Annotated in this window: 15 protein-coding genes; 3 read left to right on the top strand and 12 right to left on the bottom strand. The window is 63.8% G+C overall.

Annotated elements, in window-relative coordinates; genetic code table 11:
• The 3 genes from D2N39_RS17880 to D2N39_RS17870 all read right to left on the bottom strand — a co-directional run bounded on the left by D2N39_RS17880 (position 1) and on the right by D2N39_RS17870 (position 3582).
• On the bottom strand, positions 1–933 hold the full coding sequence (locus tag D2N39_RS17880) for an ABC transporter permease (protein ID WP_119136144.1): 933 nt from the start codon (positions 931–933) through the stop codon (positions 1–3).
• A 63-nt stretch (positions 934–996) separates the two neighbouring features.
• On the bottom strand, positions 997–2634 hold the full coding sequence (locus D2N39_RS17875; protein WP_119136143.1) for an ABC transporter substrate-binding protein: 1638 nt from the start codon (positions 2632–2634) through the stop codon (positions 997–999).
• A 42-nt stretch (positions 2635–2676) separates the two neighbouring features.
• Entirely contained in the window at positions 2677–3582 is a 906-nt protein-coding gene (locus tag D2N39_RS17870; RefSeq protein WP_119136142.1) for a serine hydrolase, read from the bottom strand.
• A gap of 134 nt (positions 3583–3716) precedes the next feature.
• On the opposite strand from D2N39_RS17870, the gene D2N39_RS17865 reads away from it, so the two are divergent.
• Positions 3717–4643, top strand: coding sequence for a LysR substrate-binding domain-containing protein (locus D2N39_RS17865; RefSeq protein ID WP_119136141.1), 927 nt, complete (start codon positions 3717–3719; stop codon positions 4641–4643).
• Positions 4644–4649: 6 nt separating this feature from the next.
• Here the strand turns inward: D2N39_RS17865 and D2N39_RS17860 are convergent, their stop codons facing one another.
• The 9 genes from D2N39_RS17860 to D2N39_RS17820 form a co-directional block, all read right to left on the bottom strand.
• Positions 4650–5981, bottom strand: coding sequence for a type II toxin-antitoxin system HipA family toxin (locus tag D2N39_RS17860; RefSeq protein ID WP_119136140.1), 1332 nt, complete (start codon positions 5979–5981; stop codon positions 4650–4652).
• Positions 5981–6238: a helix-turn-helix domain-containing protein gene (locus tag D2N39_RS17855; RefSeq protein WP_108129552.1), complete on the bottom strand. Its 258-nt coding sequence runs from the start codon at positions 6236–6238 to the stop codon at positions 5981–5983. The genes D2N39_RS17860 and D2N39_RS17855 overlap by 1 nt, the downstream gene beginning before the upstream one ends.
• A 278-nt stretch (positions 6239–6516) precedes the next feature.
• Complete coding sequence (locus tag D2N39_RS17850) at positions 6517–8046, bottom strand: M81 family metallopeptidase (RefSeq protein WP_119136139.1); 1530 nt, start codon at positions 8044–8046, stop codon at positions 6517–6519.
• Positions 8047–8050: 4 nt separating this feature from the next.
• Complete coding sequence (locus D2N39_RS17845) at positions 8051–9004, bottom strand: ABC transporter ATP-binding protein (RefSeq protein WP_054301911.1); 954 nt, start codon at positions 9002–9004, stop codon at positions 8051–8053.
• Complete coding sequence (locus D2N39_RS17840; protein WP_119136138.1) at positions 8997–9977, bottom strand: ABC transporter ATP-binding protein; 981 nt, start codon at positions 9975–9977, stop codon at positions 8997–8999. The genes D2N39_RS17845 and D2N39_RS17840 overlap by 8 nt, the downstream gene beginning before the upstream one ends.
• Positions 9977–10858 carry an ABC transporter permease gene (locus D2N39_RS17835; RefSeq protein WP_119136137.1) on the bottom strand — a complete coding sequence of 294 codons (882 nt, stop codon included), beginning with the start codon at positions 10856–10858 and terminating at the stop codon, positions 9977–9979. Before D2N39_RS17835 ends, D2N39_RS17840 begins: the two co-directional genes overlap by 1 nt.
• Positions 10855–11781: an ABC transporter permease gene (locus tag D2N39_RS17830; RefSeq protein ID WP_119136136.1), complete on the bottom strand. Its 927-nt coding sequence runs from the start codon at positions 11779–11781 to the stop codon at positions 10855–10857. The genes D2N39_RS17835 and D2N39_RS17830 overlap by 4 nt, the downstream gene beginning before the upstream one ends.
• Before the next feature lie 7 nt (positions 11782–11788).
• Entirely contained in the window at positions 11789–13351 is a 1563-nt protein-coding gene (locus D2N39_RS17825; protein ID WP_119136135.1) for an ABC transporter substrate-binding protein, read from the bottom strand.
• 62 nt (positions 13352–13413) lie between these two features.
• Entirely contained in the window at positions 13414–14310 is an 897-nt protein-coding gene (locus D2N39_RS17820; protein ID WP_158589866.1) for a MurR/RpiR family transcriptional regulator, read from the bottom strand.
• A 246-nt stretch (positions 14311–14556) separates the two neighbouring features.
• Between D2N39_RS17820 and menC the strand changes: the two genes are divergently transcribed.
• Both menC and D2N39_RS17810 read left to right on the top strand, forming a co-directional pair.
• Entirely contained in the window at positions 14557–15690 is a 1134-nt protein-coding gene (menC, locus tag D2N39_RS17815; protein WP_119136133.1) for an o-succinylbenzoate synthase, read from the top strand.
• Entirely contained in the window at positions 15687–16373 is a 687-nt protein-coding gene (locus D2N39_RS17810; protein ID WP_119136132.1) for a GNAT family N-acetyltransferase, read from the top strand. Before menC ends, D2N39_RS17810 begins: the two co-directional genes overlap by 4 nt.
• Positions 16374–16403: the final 30 nt, after the last annotated feature.

Here is a 16403-nt window from a genome sequence, read left to right as displayed (position 1 = left end):
TCAGCGGTAGCGGATGCGCGGATCGACCACCAGATAGGCAAGGTCTACCAGTGTGTTGATCAGAAGGAAGAACAGCACGATCACCAGAATGGCCCCCTGAACCGCAGGCAGGTCACGCAGCCCGACCGAATCGATCAGCAGCGAGCCGACGCCCGGCCAGGCAAACAGCTTTTCGATGACGACCGACCCGCCCAGCATCGAGCCGAATTGCAGCCCGATCGTGGTCAGCACCAGCACGAAGGCGTTGCGCGCCAGATGACGCAGCACAAGGCGCTGCTCTGACATGCCCTTGGAGCGGGCGGTGCGGATGAAGTCGGCATTCAGCGTCTCCAGCACGGCGGCGCGGGTGGTGCGGGCCAGAAGCGCCATGGGCGCGATGCCGAGCGTGATGGCGGGCAGGATCAGGTGACGCAACCCGCCCGAGCCATAGCCGAAGGTCGGCAACCAGTGCAGCTTGAGCGAGAACAGATACATCAGCACCAGCCCGGCCCAGAACGCGGGGATGGACAGGCCCGATACCGCCAGCGACATCGTGGCGGTGTCGAGCCAGGTTCCCCGGCGCATCGCGGCAAAGAACCCCAGCGGCAGCCCGATGCAGACCGCGAACAGGATCGCGCCGCACGCCAGCCGGAACGAGGCCCAGATCCGCCCCGCCAGCATGTCGGCCACCGGACGCTTGGTGGCGTAGGAGGTGCCCAGATCGCCCTGCACCAGCCCCGCCATGTAGCGGCCAAAGCGTTGCGGCAGCGGATCGTTCAGACCCAGCTCGGCCTCGATCCTCTCCAGCACCTCGGCAGAGACATCGCGCTTGTCGGCCTGAAGCGACGAGGCATAGGTGCCCGGAATCACGCTGAAAAGCAGGAAGACAAGGGTGATGACGACAAAGACAGTCAGCGCGGCCTGAACAAGCCGTCTGAGCAGGACATTCAGCATGACGGACCCACGGGCTAGGAAAAGCGGGCAAGGGGGCGGTCAGCCACCCCCCCGGCAGGCAGATCAGCGCGAAGGCGCGTTTTCGTCCAGCCAGACCTGATCGACCTCGATGATCGCGGCCTCGGTCACATTGGCATCGACGCCATGCACCCAGGGCTGCGTCGCCAGCACCGCCTTGTTGTAGTTGTGGAACCAGACCGGCGCCTGCTCGAAGATATAGGCATCGGCTTTCCTCACCAGTTCGATCCGCTTGACCGGATCGACCGTCGCCATGGCCTCGTCCAGCATCGCGTCATAGGCCGCATCCTTGAAGCCCGCCCGGTTGGTCGAACGCGGGCGGCGGCTGTCAAAGCTGCGCAGCGCCGAAATCGGGTCCGGCCCGGTGCCGTTGGAACGGAACCACGCGGGCGCCTCGCCCTTGTTGATCGCCTCGACCAGCACGCCCGCCTCGACCACCTTGGGGGTCACGGTGATGCCCACGGCCGCAAGGAAGGGGGTCATGGCCTGCAACACGCCCAGCGACGAGGTGGCATCGGTCACCCAGGCTTCAAAGCTGACGCCATCGGCCAGCCCGGCCTCGGCCAGCAACGCCTTGGCCTTTTCGGGATCGAAGGCATAGGGCTTGCGGTCGGGGTCGAAGCCCGAAGACGGCGTGGGCAGCCAGCCCACCGCCTTGAATGCCTTGTTCTTCAACAGCTTTTCGATGATGATGTCCCGATCCACCGCATAGTTGATCGCCTGCCGCACCCGAACATCGTCAAAGGGTTTCATGTCGAGGTTCATGCCCATGTGGCGGGTGAACATCTCGGCAATCTCGATGATGCCCTTCGACAGATCCGGGTCTTGCGCATACATCACATAGCCGTTTTCCGACAGAACGGTCGCGTCGATCTCACCGGCGCGGAAGGCCACGTCCAGCGCCGAATAGTCGTCTGTGATGGTGAATTCGATGGCATCGGCATAAGGCTTGCCGGGCTTGAAATACTTGTCGAACTTCTTGCCCGAGATGCGCGAGCCCTCGATATGTTCAACGAAGGTGAAGGGGCCGCAGCCGACCGGGTTCGACAGGAAGGTGCCGCTTTCCACCGCCTCGCGCGGCAGGATCGCCGTGACCGCCTCGAACAGCAGATAGCCGGGATCGGCGAAGCTTTCGAAGGTGATCGAAAAGGTCATGTCGTCGATCTTCGCCAGACCCGCCACATGATCGGCCTTGCCGTCCAGATAATCCTGCGCGCCAAGGATGTTTTGCAGGTTGGAAATGGCCGAGAGGCTGCTGCCCGGCGCAAGGATGCGCGAATAGGACCAGATCACATCATCGGCGACCAGTTGGCGACCGTTGTGGAAAAAGATGTTGTCGAGCAGCTTGTAGGTGAAGGTCTTGCCATCCTCGCTGACCTGCACCTCGGAGGCCAGTTCCAGCACGACCGAATTGGTCGCCGAATCCCAGTTGTACAGCGAGCGGTGGAAGGCTTTCGACACCGCCATGTCCTGCGATTCATAGGTGGCATGCGGGTCAAGGCTTTGCAGCGCCGAACCGAAGGGCGCCACCATCTGCAACTTGCCGCCGGGGCGCGGCGTGCCCGCGTCCTGCGCGCGGGCGCCGAAGGGGGCAAGGCCGGTGGCCGCGGCCGCGGTGCTGGCAAGCATGGCGGCCAGCATGCGGCGGCGGCTCAGGGTCAGGGAGACGGGCGAATGGGTCATGGTCAGCTTCCTGTTGTATATCGGCTTGTTATGTTTGAAGGGTCAGTCAAAGGCTTCGGCGATGAAGGCGCGGGCGAAGGCAGGCAGGGTGCCCGGATGGGCGGCAGCGGCAGGGCCTTCCGTCATCACCGCCAGCGTGGCTGAACGACCATCGGGGGCGGAAATCGCCGCCACATCATGCCGCGTCCACGAGGTATGCCCGGCCTTGGACCAGACGCGAAACCCTTCGGGAACGCCGCCGGTCAGGTAACCGGCAATCTGGTCGCCCTCGGGGTCCGGGGCTGCGGTGCGCTGCCAGTCGCGTGACAGATGCCCGGCCATCCAGTCGCGTCCGGGCAAGGCACCGCGCAGCATTTCATGCAGCATCGCGGCGCAGGCGCGGGCGGAAAGCTGGTTGCCGGGCCGCACCTGACGCGCCTGACGGGCGCGGCCATAGGGGCTGTCCTCATAGGTCGAATGAATCAGATGGATGCCCGCCAGCGCCGGAAGGCCCAGCCCCTCCAGCCAGTCTTGCACCTGATGGCGCGCAGTCACCCATTCCTCCAGTCCGGCGGGGTCGAGCACCGGGCCATCGAAAGCGCCGGTCAGGCGGCCCAGCAGATAGGTGGTCGCATCGTTGGACGATATGCCGATCATCGCCTTGGTGGCCCGATGATCCTCGTCATCCAGCACAAGGCGGCCCTTTGCCTCGAAAGCGGCAAGCGCGGCCAGATAGAACATCTTGCAGACCGAGGCCGGATAGATCTGTGCATCGCCACGATGTTGCCAGACAGGTTGCACGGCGAAGGGACCGGGATCGGCCTCGACCAGCGGGCGGTCGTTCAGCACGGCGCAAACCGCCACCTGACCGGCCCCGAAGGCACCCCCGGCTTCGCGCAACAAGGCATCCAGCCCGGCCTGCGCGGCGCGGTTCAGGCGAAAGGTGCTTGCCTCGGCTGGAATGGTCACAAGCTGTGTTCCCGGCTGGAAGGACGACGAAATCCTGATGGATGCTAAGCGGTGCAAGGCAGTCGGGGATATAGAAAAGGCTATGGAAGTTCATTCATTTTGGATATGAATATCGGCGATGATCGGAGGCCCGTGTGAACCCAGAGCTGAACTTGCGACAGGTCGATGTGTTCCGCGCCATCGTGAAATTCGGCACCGTCACGGCGGCGGCGGCCGCGCTTGGATCGTCGCAACCCACCCTGACGCGCGAGGTGTTGCGGCTGGAAGCCTCGGTCGGGTTTCAGTTGTTCGAACGCCGCCGACAGCGGCTGCACCCGACGGCGCGGGCGCTGAAACTCTATCACGCCATTGAAGAGGCCTATTCCGGCCTCGACAAGATCAATGCCTCGCTGCAACGGATGCGCGCCGCCTCTGGCGAAATTCTCCAGGTCTCGACCTTGCCGACCTTCGCGCAAAGCCTGCTGCCAGAGGCGGTGGCGCGGCTGCACAGCGAGGCACCGGGTCTGACCATCGAGATCGACAATGGCGATCCCCGCAGCCAGTCGCCCATCTCGGGGTTCAACTTCGACATTGGCCTGATCGAAGGCGAATATGACGACCCTACGACCGAGGTGATCCGGCTGGGGGCGTTCCGTCAGGTCTGCCTGATCCCTGCGGGGCATCCTCTGGCCAGTGGCACGGGGCCGCTGCGTTTGCAGGATTTCGAGGATCAGGCATTTGTCTCGCTGGGACCGAAAGATCCCTACCGGCTGATCCTCGACCGGCTGTTCGAGGAGGCCGGCGTAACGCGGCGCCTGCCTGTGACCATGCAATCGGCCAACGGTGCCTGCGAGATGGTGCGCAGCGGCATCGGGGTCAGTATCCTCAACCCGTTGACAGCGCTCGGCTATCTGGGGGATCGCGTCGTGCTGCGGGCCTTTGCGCAGGCACCGGCCTTTGAGGTTTCGGCCCTGCATCCGGTGGACCGGCCATGGGTCGATACCGCCGGGCGGCTGACGGGGCATCTGAAGGCAATCTGCGCCGAGGCGCAGCAGCGTCTGCAAGCGCTGCACCTGATCTGAGCGGCGCTAGGAGCCGGTGACAAGACCCGCTTCGATCTGCGCGACCAGAAGCGCCATGCGGTTGCGCGCATGGTCGAGAATCGGCCCCGAAACCCGATCGGGAAAGCCAACCGGCAGGGCATCCGCGACACGTTCGATGGCGGGAAGACCCGCCGCCGCAAGGTCGGCGAAGGCCCTGCGCCGCAACGCGGGCGGCACCCGCGCGCGGGCGGCCGTTTCGTCGAAATGTCGCGGTTGGATCTGGTCCAGCCGGTAATGCCGCCTGCGCCCGACCGACATGGCCAGCCGCAGCTCGCGGTGTCGGAAGGCGCCGGACCCCATGGCAGGGGCGGCGCTGAGAATGTCGTAAAGCGGGGTCATCCGAAACCCGGCTGGCCCGAGGAAGACCGAGTAATTCTTGGAATGCCCGTCGATGGCCGCCAGCAACCAGTTCACGATCTGGGCTTTCAGAAACAGAAGCTGATCGCCCGCCCGTTCGGCCGAACCTTCCAGCAGATGCAGCCCGTCCTGCACCCCCGGACCGCCATGTTCCTGATATTTCTGTGCCGATTCAAGCCCCTGAGCCTGAAGGAAATCTTCTTGCGGCAGTCGCAGAATACCGCCGCGCGGGCGGGGCGCACGGTCAAAGCGGGTGACGACCAGAACCGTCTGATCCTCGAAGCTTTCGATCCGCGCCTCGTTTACCGGCAGGCCAAGCGCGGCGGCAAGACGCAGGCACAGCCATTCATTTTCGACACTGTCGGTCATGTCGATCCCGTGCGACACGATCCCCATGCGCCGCTTGAAGATATGGGTGGTGGGCGTCAGCCCGACGGGTTTCAGCCAGCGGCCCTCCTGCCACAGGAAGGCGGTCTTTTCCTGCGCCCCGGCCAGCGAGATGCGGAAGGACTCATCCGCATGCAGGCCCAGCGGTGCGGTGGCAAGCTCGCGCAGCGTGGCTGCGATTTGCACCTCGTCCTGTGGCAGCCCTTCGATGCGGAAAGGATCGCCCGGATCGCTGCCCTGCGGCAGGAACTGCATCGCGCCAATGCAATCCCGCCCGATGGCGGCCAGCAGGTCATGCGGGCGGTCGCTGCGCGCGGCAGTCCGTTCCGCGATGCGGCGGCGCAGATCGGCATTGTCGGGCAGCAGGTTTTCAAACACCGCGCTGACATGTGCCCCGGACTGATTGCCCGTCATCAGCGGCAACTGGCGCGAGATCGGGAAGGCAAATTCCCATGCCAGCCAGTCGGCATCATAGGCAAAGCTTACCCCACCCGCCGGGGTATAGCGGTATTCCCCGGCCAGCCGTCCGTTGATGCGGACATCCAGCCGCCGCGTTACCGGCGGGCGCCCCATCAGAAGATATCCGTGATGGAGGGAGCAGGGGCGACCTTGCCCGCCTCACCCAGCACAAGGTCCAGCCCGAGGGCGGAAATCAGTGCGAAAAGGGTCGATACCTTGGGTTCATGTGTGCCATTCTCGATCCGCGATACATGCTTTGCCGCAAGCCCTGCGCGCTGGCCAAGCTCTTCCTGCGTCAGCCCCAGCGCACGGCGGCGACTGCGTAGCGCTTGTGTCAGGCTGGTTGCGTCACGAAGGATCTGGGTCTGCATGGTCCTGCCCGCAAGGTGATGAGAACGTGGATTTTTAGAAATAACCCAAATACATCACCATTGCAAGAAAGCCCGAAAACATCACCTTTCGGAAAAAAGTTGCGGTGACAATCGCACCGCGGCCTGAGAAGGCCGCGCAACCCGTGCAGCAGTTTATCCTGGACAGCAGATCGGTCACGGGCACCGCTGAAAGGTCACAGGCGCCACGGGCCTCCGGCTCTCTGCGAGAGGCAGCACAGCGCCAGAATGATCACCGCCAGCACTGTGCCGACCCATACTCAACTGATAATGAATTCTGGCGCGCCCGAAATAGTGTCCAACGGCCAGATCGGTCTGCGGACCTTCGTGTAATCGCGGATCTTGTAGTCTGGCGAGGCGATGGCGCCGCAGTCGCAAACGATAACCTCTGCGGCAATCGGCTCAAAGGCGGCGCGGAAGTGCTGCTGCGACTTCAGCCCCAGCACCGAGCATTGCTCGGGAGTGATGCCGAAAGCCTTGAACTGTTGCAGGTCATAGGCCTGTCCGCGCTCTGTCACGATCAGGATATCGACCCCGTTCACCCGCAGCACGGCGGTCTTGCCGAACCGGAAGGTGATGCCACCGATCACCGGCCCGTCACCGACCAGCAGCCCTTCGGTCGAGAGGTGGCGGATCTCGCCGGTCAACGTCAGCGGGCCACCACCGAAACGCGGGTCGCTTTTGCCGCCGACCGCGAGGGTGACCGTGTCGCCCTGCTGAGACTGGTGCAGGATCGCGGCGGCTTCGGGGTCGATCATGGGGCCGAAGGCCGCATTCTCCAGCCCCAGATCCAGCATTCCGGCCAGCATGTTGGTGGCATCGCCATAGGCACCAGCCCCCGGATTGTCTGCGAAATCGGCAATCACAAGCGGGCCGGGGCGCGCGGGTTTGAAGGCGCGCACATATTCGGCCATCTCTGCCACACTGAGGAAGCGGTTCACGCAGGAATTGCGCGCCTCCCAGATCGACTGTGCCAGATCGCGGGCGATCTCTTCTGCCCGCGCAGCGGCACCGGCGGTCAGCTCATCATAGCTGACGAGCACAGACGGCCCGGCCTCCAGAGTATCGGCATCGGCAAAGCCCGCATTGACCGAAACCGCCAGAATACCCGGCTCGGTTTCGTAGCGGCGGGCGCGGTCATAAAATTCCATCGTGGGCATCACATCCGACCGCCCGCCATTCGCCTCGTCCAGCATCGGCAGCTTCAACCGCAGGGTGCGGCCCTTTGCGCTGCCCTCCATCAACCGCTTCAGGACGCGGGCTGCCTGCGCGCCGGTCTCGACATGGTCGATATGGGGATAGGTTTTGTAGGAAACGGCCACATTGGCCCCGGCGGCCATTTCCGGCGTGGTATTGGTATGCAGGTCCAGCGTGATGCCAATGGGCAGATCGGGGCCGAGGATCGCGCGCAAGCGGGTGATCAGCTCGCCTTCCGGATCGTCAAACCCCTCGGCGCCCATGGCGCCGTGCAGGCCCAGCAGAACCCCGTGGATGCGGCCCTTCTGCGCGCGGGCCGCATCGGTGATGATGCCCGCCAGATGCTCGAACGCCTCGGCGGTGACAATCGGGCCGGGGGTCGCGGTTGCCGAAAGCGCATGCGTCACCTGCCAGCCCTCGGCCTCGGCGACATCAAGAAACCCCTTCAGTTCGGCCCGGCCTTCCCGCCGCTGTGCGATGGCCTCGGTTCCGGTGGCCAGAATTTCCACCCGGTATTCGTCAAGCCCGGTGCGGCCCGTATTGAAGGTGCTGCATTCCTGGATCAGCTCGGCGGTCAGGATATGGAAGGACATGACATCAGGCCTCGATTGGGTTGAAACAGCTCACACGGCCGATGGTGGTGGCCGTGGGTTGTGGCAGTTCGCTGCGGCAGCGGTCTTGCACACGGGGGCAGCGCGGCGCGAAGGGGCAGCCCTGCGGCAGCGCGAAGGGCGAGGGGATCTCGCCCTCCAGCGGCACGATGGTGGCGCGGGCTTCGGGGTCGGGCACGAAGGAGGATTCCATCAGTGCCCGTGTATAGGGGTGGCGTGGCGCGGCATGGGGATCTTCCATCACCTCGACCACGGACCCCAGATACATCACCACGATGCGCGAGCAGAAGTAGCGCACCAGCCCAAGGTCATGGCTGATGAACAGATAGGTCAGGTCGCGCTGCCGGTGCAGATCCTGCAAGAGCGCGATGATCTGCGCCTGGATCGAGACATCCAGCGAGGCGGTCGGTTCATCCAGCACGACAAAATCCGGCGCATAGGCCAGCGCGCGGGCGATGCCGACACGCTGGCGCTGGCCGCCCGACATCTGGTGCGGGTAGCTTTCGGCAAAGCTGCGCGGCAGGCCCACCTGATCCAGCAGGTCTTCGACCCGGCCGGGGGGAACCGGCTCTCCCAGTGCGCGGAACGGCTCCTCGATGCAGTCGCGCACGGTATATCGCGGGTCCAGCGAGGAATAGGGGTCCTGAAACACCATTTGCAGCTTCTTGCGCAGGGATTTCAGGGCCCGCCCGCCAAGATGGGTCACATCCTGCCCCTCGAAACGGATCGTGCCATCGCTTGGCTCAAGCAGTCGCATGGCAAGACGGGCAAGGGTGGATTTGCCGCAGCCGCTTTCGCCGACCACCCCCACGATGTCACCGCGCGCCACTTGCAGATCGACACCGCGCACGGCCGTCATGCTGCGGGCAGGGCGCAGGAAGCCACCGCCGGTCGAGAAGCGTCGGGTCAGTCCCGACAGGGCAAGGATCGGTTCAGACATCGAGGGCCTCGGGCTGTGCGGCAATGCCTTGCGGATGATGACAGGCGACCCAGGCCGCGCCCTGGGCATGCGGCAGGGGCCGGGTGGTATGGCACAGGGCGTCCGCGCGGGAACAGCGGCTGGCAAAGCGGCAGCATTCGGCACCATAGTTCAGCGCCGAGGGCACGGTGCCCGGAATGCCCTTCAGCGCACCGGTCGCCATGCCTTCGCGCGGGATGCAGCCGATCAGCGCCGCCGAATAGGGGTGGCGCGGCGCGTCGAACAACTGCCCGACCGGCCCGCTTTCCGCCACGCGGCCCGCATACAGCACACAGACCTTGTCGCAGATCTGGGCCACCACGCCCATGTCATGCGTGATCAGGATGAGGCCGATGTTGCGCTTCCTCACCAGCTCGGAAAGGATCATCACGATCTGGGCCTGCACCGTCACATCCAGCGCGGTGGTCGGCTCATCCGCGATGATGAGATCGGCATCGGCGGCCAATGCCATGGCGATGACCACCCGCTGCTTCATCCCGCCGGAAAGCTGATGCGGATAGGCGCGGGCTACGGTTGCCGCCTCGGGGATGCGCAGCCGCGTCAGGATATCGACGGTATGTGCCCGCGCTGCCTTGCGCGACAGGCCCAGATGTAGCCGCGAGACCTGATCGACCTGATCGCCGATGGTTTTCAGCGCATCCAGCGCCGACATCGGGTTTTGGGTGATGAAGGCGATCCGCTTGCCGCGCAGCTTGCGGTAGGCCGGTTCGGGCAGGTCCGAAAGCTCCTGCCCGTCAAAAACGATGCTGCCGCCGGTGATCCTGCCGCCGATGCGGCGCACAAGCCCGGTCAGCGCCAGCGCGGTCAGCGATTTGCCCGAGCCGCTTTCGCCGACCAGGCCCAGCACCTGCCCGCGATCGACCGCGAAACTGACCCGATCCAGCAAGGCAACCTTGCCGATGGACAGCGAGAGATCCTTGACTTCCATCAGCATCAGGCGGTCCTCACCCGTTCGCGGACATCCAGCTTGTGCAGCAGCGCGTCGCCGAACATGTTGATTGCCACCACCGTCAACGCGATGCAGAGGCCCGGAAACAGGATGATCCATGGCCCTTTGAACAGCAGCCCGGACCCCGAGGACATCATGCCGCCCCAGGACGGGGTCGGGGGCTGCGCGCCGAGGCCGAAAAAGCCCAGCGTCGCCTCAAGGATGATCGCATCGCCGGTCGCCAGCATCCCGGCCACCAGCACCGGACCCAGACAGTTCGGCAGCAGATGGCGGAACAGGATCGCGGCATTCGATGCGCCCATACCGCGGGCCGCCTCGACAAAGGTTTCCGATTTCAGCGCCATGACCTGCGCGCGGGTCAGGCGGGTAAACTGCGCCAGATAGGCGACGCAAATCGCAACCAGCGTTCCGGTCGTGCCGGGGCCGATGATCGCCACCAGCATCAGCGCGACAAGGATTTCGGGAAATGCCCAGGTCAGATCGACCGCGACCATCACCGCCCGGTCGAAACGCCCGCCAAAGTATCCGGCGCTGGCCCCCAGAACCATACCGCAGAACAGCGAAATCGCGATTGCCACCGCCGAGACGGAAAGCGATGTCCGCGCGCCGTAAAGAATGCGGGTCAGCACGTCGCGTCCGAATTCATCGGTTCCCATGGGGTGCGCAAGGTTGGGGGGCTGAAAGGCACCCGGCAGGTTCTGCACGTCAAAGCCGTAGGGCGTCAGCCAGGGTGCAAAAAGGGCCCCCAGCACGACAAGGATCAGGAAGGTGCCGGCCACACCGCCTTTCCAGCTTGCAAAAGCCTGGACAGGGGCCGAGCGGCGCAGCGCGGGCAGCAGGCCCGAAACAGGAGCGGTCACGGTCATTTCAGATTGTCCCGGATGCGCGGGTCCATCGCAGCCTGCAACAGGTCTCCCAGCAGTGTGCCCAGCAGGACCGCCATGGCAAGGATCAGAAGCGAGGCCTGAACGACCGGATAATCATGCTGGTTCAAGGATTTGATCAGCAAAGAGCCAAGACCCGGCCGGGCAAAGACCACCTCTACCGTAACGGCCCCGCCCATAATCCAGCCGATCCGCAGCGCCAGAATGGTGACGACCGGGATCAGGGCGTGACGCAGGACATGCCGCAACTGGATCACCGCAGGATGCACGCCCTTGGCATGCAGCAGCATCACGAAGTCGCGCCCCTGCGCGTCGATCATCGCCACCCGCGTCACCCGCGCCACCAGCGCGGTGCCGCCCAGACCGATGGTGACCACGGGCAGGATCAGGCTTTCCCAGCCGCGGGCACCGGACACCGGTGTCCAGCCCAGCGATACCGAAAAGACAAGGATCAGCAGCAGGCCGATCCAGAAATTCGGCAGCATGGAACCAAAGAGCACCCCGCCCATCAGCCCCTGATCCAGCCAGCTTCCCTTGAAGCTGGCCGCGATGATGCCCACCGTGACACCCAGCACGGTGGAGACCAGCAGCGCCAGCCCGCCCAGTGTCAGCGAATAGGGCAGGGCCTGGCCGATCAGGCTGGCCACGGGACGGCGCTGCACGATGGCATTGCCGAAATCCCCCTGCACCACATTGCCGATCCAGTAGAGGTATTGCTCGTACAGCGGGCGGTCGAGGCCGTATTTCTCGGTCAGGGCCGCCCGCTGATCGGGCCCCGCCCCGATCCTGAGCAGATTGTCGATCGGATCACCCGGCAGCATGTGGATCATCAGGAAGATGATCACCGACACCGCAAGGAACACCGGAACCAGCATCAGGATGCGTCGGATGGCGAAGCCCAGCATCTTGCGCTTATTCTTTCACTTCAAGCTGAAGGAAGCCCAGCGTGTTGAAGCGCGCGGCATGAAGCGGTTCCGGCAGGGTCACGCGGTCGGTATTGTAGCCCATCAACTGCACCGGCTCGTAGATCGGGGCGTAGGGATACAGCGAGTTGATATACTCGTGATAGGCTCGGAAGTTCGCCTCGCGTTCGGCCGAGTTCTTGGCCCCCGTCATCGCCGCCGCCTTCAGCTCTTCGGCCTTGGGATCATTCAGCATCGAGATGTTGGGATAATAAAGCCGCTCGCCACTGAAGAACCATTCCAGGATGTCGGCATTGTCCCAAAGATAGGTGCGCACCGCCAGTTGCTGTTCGCCGGTCTTGTATTGGTCGCGGATCGCCGCATTGTCGAAGGTCAGGATTTCGGCCTCAAGCCCCACCGCCTTCAGCTGCGCCTGCACCACTTCCGACAGGCGACGGAAGATGCTGTCCGACTGGGTCCATAGCGTCACTTTCAGCTTCTCGCCACCTTTTTCGCGGATGCCGTCAGCCCCTTTGACCCAGCCCGCGTCATCCAGTGCCTTGTTGGCGCGCTCGGGGTCATAGGTCATGCGGTATTCCGGCGCGATCTGCGATTCCGGCAGCGCCGAAATCAGGAAGCCATCGGCCGCCTTGCCCCGCCCGCCGAAGACCGCATCGACGATTTCCTGACGATTGATGGCAAAGGCCACGCCTTCGCGCACCTTGATGTCATCGAAGGGTGGCTTGGTCACATTGATCGGCATGTAGACAAGATCGGTGCCCGGCAGTTCCAGCAATTTCAGATTGCCGCTGCCTTCGACCTCGCCCACGAAATCGGTGGGCACGTTCATCAGCATGTCAACGCCGCCGGTCTTCAGTTCAAGGAACGCCGTCGAGGCCTCGGCGATTTCCCGCAGGGTCAGCGTTTCGATCTTGGCCGGATGGCCGGTCGCATCGCCCGGCCCCCATGCGTAATCGTCATTGCGCAGCAGGACGGTCTGGTTGCCGATCTCGAAACTGTCCAGCTTGAACGGCCCGGTGCCGACCACCTCGGCCACGCCGAATTCCTCGCCCAGCTCGGTGAATGCGGCCGGATCGGGGATCGAGGCATAGACCGTGGACAGGTTGTAAAGCAGGTTCGGCTCGGGCCGCTTCATCACGAATTTGACTTCGGTATCTGAAACCACCTCGGCATATTCGATGGCGTCGAAAAGATATTCGTTCTCCGACCCCTTGTAGAGCGGCAGCCAATCGACAACGGTCTGTGCGGTGAAGGGGGTGCCGTTGTGGAAGGTGACGCCGGGCTTCAGCTTGAAGGTCCAGGTCATGCCGTCCGGCGCTTCTTCCCAGCTTTCGGCGAGGTTCGGCACATATTGCAGGTTCTCGTCCTTGACGACGAGCCGGTCATACATCAGCCAGGCGCCAACCGACAGCAACGTCGCCGATACCGGATTGTAGGAGGTGGCGCCCGTCTCGTTCTGCGAGAGGACGGCAACAACGTCCTGTGCCTGCGCGGGCAACATCATGCCACCGGCAAGGGCCGTGCCAAGCAGCAGCTTTCCAAGGGATTTCATACGGACTTTCCTTCCTGTTGAAATGCCGGTTCCGGTTCAGGCCGGTCGGCTTGACTAAGGTGTCACCTCTGGTGACCCACGAATTGCTGATAGTGGCGGCTGATCCCGTTCAGGCGCGCTTCGATACCGGGGCCCAGCTCGCCGAAGATCCGGTTGACCAGCAGGTTGATCAGACCCGCGATCTGGCCGGTGGCATCCCAGTAATGGTTGAAATCGGTCTCGACCCGCAGCACCTCGTCGGCGACCTCGGTCGCCCAGCCGCAATAGGGATCGGTGATCAATGTCACCGGAATGCCCTGTGATCTGGCCGCCTTGGCAAGATCATAGGCAAGACGCGAGTAGCGCCGTGTCTCGATGATGACGAGCGCGGTATTCGCCGGATCGTCCAGAAACACCTCGGCAAAATGGCCGCTGTCCAGCGCCAGCGACGTGACACGGGGGCGCAGATAGCTCAGGTTATGGGCCATATATTGCGCCAGACCGCGTTCGGTCTGGAAACCTGCGATCTGCACCTGACCGATGGAGGCAAGACGCCGGGCGCAACGGGCGAAGTCCGGCCCTGCCGCCGTTTCATGGTTGCGCATGACTGCATGGATTTCACGCTCCAGCGCGGCGGGGCCGCCATCGGGCTTGCTTCCCTCGCTGCGGGCAAAGCGTTCGGCAAGAGCCACCCCCTTCAGCCAGGGGCTGTCACTGACAGCGGCAATGGCCTTCAGATCAGCCTCGGCCTTCAGCGCCTCTTTCATCTCTTTCAGGTTGCGATAGTCCAGAGCCCGCGCGAGACGGCCGATCGACACTTCCGAAACCCTGATCCGCGCCGCGAGGCTGGCCGCGGTTTCAAACGGCAGATCGGCGATATGGTTCAGCAGATAGGCCGCAATTGCCCGTTCAACCGGGGTGCCGGTGCCCAGAATCGCCTCAAGCCGGGCGTGCAGGCCTGTTCCTTCGGCTGGTTCCATCAGCTTCCCCAAGGCGTTCAAGGGCAGGTGCGCCCCTTTGCCGAAAGGGCCGCGTCTGCGGTTGGTCAGTGCTTCAGTCCGCTTGGAATCGAACATGACAGCAAACTAACAGTCGGTCAATCTTGACCGTAAACTAAAAATGGATTTCTCTGAGCTCGTCGTCGCGCCCGGACCACCGCACATCCCGCGTGCCTGAACCCGGCCAAACCCGTCGCGGGAAAAACCCCGTTTCGCAAAGGAAGACCCATGCCGCTTTCGCCCCTCCGCGACCCTCTGGTGATCGAATCGGCCGAGCTGCGGTTGATTGAATTGCCGCTTCTGCAACCCTTCACCATCGCCACGGGCACCATGGTTCGGAAGGTCATGCCGATTCTGGTGCTGCGCGGGGGTGGGCACGAGGGCTATGCCGAGGGCGTGGCCGATGTGCTGCCCGATTACCTGCCCGAAACGCTCGCTTCTTCCATGATGATGCTGCGCGACGTGTTCCTGCCGCAGGTCGTGGGCAAGAGCTTTGCCAATCCGCAGGAAATCGAACGGCTGTTCCGGCCCTGGCGGGATCACCAGATGGCCAAGGCGACGGTCGAGATGGCGTTCTGGGATCTGTGGGCCAAGGCGCAGGGCCTGCCCCTGTGGCAGGCATTAGGCGGCACGCGAAGCGAGATCGAGGTGGGCGTTTCGCTTGGCATCAAGGACATCCCGCGCACGTTGCGGGATGTCGAGATTCATGTGCAGCAAGGTTATCGCCGCATCAAGCTGAAGGTGATGCCAGGGCATGACCTGAAGCTGCTCGATGCGGTGCGCGCGGACTTTCCCGATACGCACCTGACCATCGACGCCAATTGCTGCTATACGCTGGCCGATATGCCGGTGCTGCGTCGCATGGATGACTATGCGCTGGACTACATCGAACAGCCGCTGGCATGGAATGACCTGCATGATCATGTGCGACTGCAAGCGGCACTGCGGACCCCGATATGTCTGGACGAATGCATCCGCACGCTGCCCGATTGCCGCAAGGCACTGGTCTCCGATGCGGGCCGGGTGATCAATATCAAGGTCGGGCGACTGGGCGGCCATACCGTTGCCAAACAGGTGCATGACCTGTGCCTGTCCCATGACGTGCCGGTCTGGTGCGGCGGCATGCTTGAGGCCGGAATCGGCCGCGCCCACAACATCCACCTTTGCACGCTGGAACAGTTTTCGCGGCCGGGCGACACCTCGTCATCGTCGCGTTATTTCGAGCGCGACATCGTGGTCGAAAAGCTTGAAACGGAAAACGGCCTGATGCCGATACCGCAGAATGGGGCAGGGATCGGGGTCACGATGGACTGGGATTTTCTGGACAGCATCTCGACTTCGGTTCAGGCGTTCCCGGCATGATCACCTATCGCGACCTGCGCGGGCTGACCGAGTTTCAGGCCGCCTATGACTTGCAACATGCTGTCTGGGGGATGGATGATCTGGCGGACCCGCCCGATCTGATGATGGTGGTTCAGTCCGAGGGGGGCATCGTCGCCGGCGCCTTCGACGGGGACCGGCTGGCTGGGTATGTATTCGGATTTCCGACGTCCGATCCCACCGTGCAGCACAGCCACCGGCTTGCCGTTCTGCCCGAATATCGCGGGCAGGGTCTGGGCGTGGCGCTGAAAGCCTATCAGAAAGACTGGTGCCAGTCGCGCGGCATTCGCCGCATTCGCTGGACTTACGACCCGCTGATGACACGCAATGCCAATCTCAACATCAACAATCTCGGAGCCTTCGGCACGGGTTATCTGGTGAATTACTACGGATCGGGCGGCAGCTATCAGGCCGGCGTCGAAAGTGACCGGGTGGTCGCCGAATTGTTCGTGACGGGTCGCCCCGAGGTGCGGGCCGAGGACAAGGTCGCCGTGGTGCCGGATTTTCACAAGCTGCTCCGCAGTGACGAGGCGGCCGCCCGCGCCGCCCGCGCCGAAGGCCGCCTCGCCATGCAAAGCCGCTTTGAGGCGGGCCTGCAAATCATCGGCTTCGATCCGGGGTGCAGCACCTATATCTTCGGCAGGCTCCTCCGCGAAGTCGCCTGAACGGACCGGCGAATGCCCGTGCCCGCCGCC

The sequence above is a fragment of the Gemmobacter lutimaris genome, assembly GCF_003570715.1.
Taxonomy (GTDB): Bacteria; Pseudomonadota; Alphaproteobacteria; order Rhodobacterales; family Rhodobacteraceae; genus Gemmobacter; species Gemmobacter lutimaris.
The sequence above is the reverse complement of the archived record's forward strand: the minus strand, read 5'-3'. Positions and strand labels throughout refer to the sequence as shown.

Coding starts and splice junctions, on each gene's coding strand:
- D2N39_RS17880 (WP_119136144.1), bottom strand. CDS start 933: ATGCTGAATGTCCTGCTCAGACGGCTTGTTCAGGCCGCGCTGACTGTC.
- D2N39_RS17875 (WP_119136143.1), bottom strand. CDS start 2,634: ATGACCCATTCGCCCGTCTCCCTGACCCTGAGCCGCCGCCGCATGCTG.
- D2N39_RS17860 (WP_119136140.1), bottom strand. CDS start 5,981: ATGGGGCGCCCGCCGGTAACGCGGCGGCTGGATGTCCGCATCAACGGA.
- D2N39_RS17855 (WP_108129552.1), bottom strand. CDS start 6,238: ATGCAGACCCAGATCCTTCGTGACGCAACCAGCCTGACACAAGCGCTA.
- D2N39_RS17850 (WP_119136139.1), bottom strand. CDS start 8,046: ATGTCCTTCCATATCCTGACCGCCGAGCTGATCCAGGAATGCAGCACC.
- D2N39_RS17845 (WP_054301911.1), bottom strand. CDS start 9,004: ATGTCTGAACCGATCCTTGCCCTGTCGGGACTGACCCGACGCTTCTCG.
- D2N39_RS17840 (WP_119136138.1), bottom strand. CDS start 9,977: ATGCTGATGGAAGTCAAGGATCTCTCGCTGTCCATCGGCAAGGTTGCC.
- D2N39_RS17835 (WP_119136137.1), bottom strand. CDS start 10,858: ATGACCGTGACCGCTCCTGTTTCGGGCCTGCTGCCCGCGCTGCGCCGC.
- D2N39_RS17830 (WP_119136136.1), bottom strand. CDS start 11,781: ATGCTGGGCTTCGCCATCCGACGCATCCTGATGCTGGTTCCGGTGTTC.
- D2N39_RS17825 (WP_119136135.1), bottom strand. CDS start 13,351: ATGAAATCCCTTGGAAAGCTGCTGCTTGGCACGGCCCTTGCCGGTGGC.
- D2N39_RS17820 (WP_158589866.1), bottom strand. CDS start 14,310: ATGGAACCAGCCGAAGGAACAGGCCTGCACGCCCGGCTTGAGGCGATT.
- menC (WP_119136133.1), top strand. CDS start 14,557: ATGCCGCTTTCGCCCCTCCGCGACCCTCTGGTGATCGAATCGGCCGAG.
- D2N39_RS17810 (WP_119136132.1), top strand. CDS start 15,687: ATGATCACCTATCGCGACCTGCGCGGGCTGACCGAGTTTCAGGCCGCC.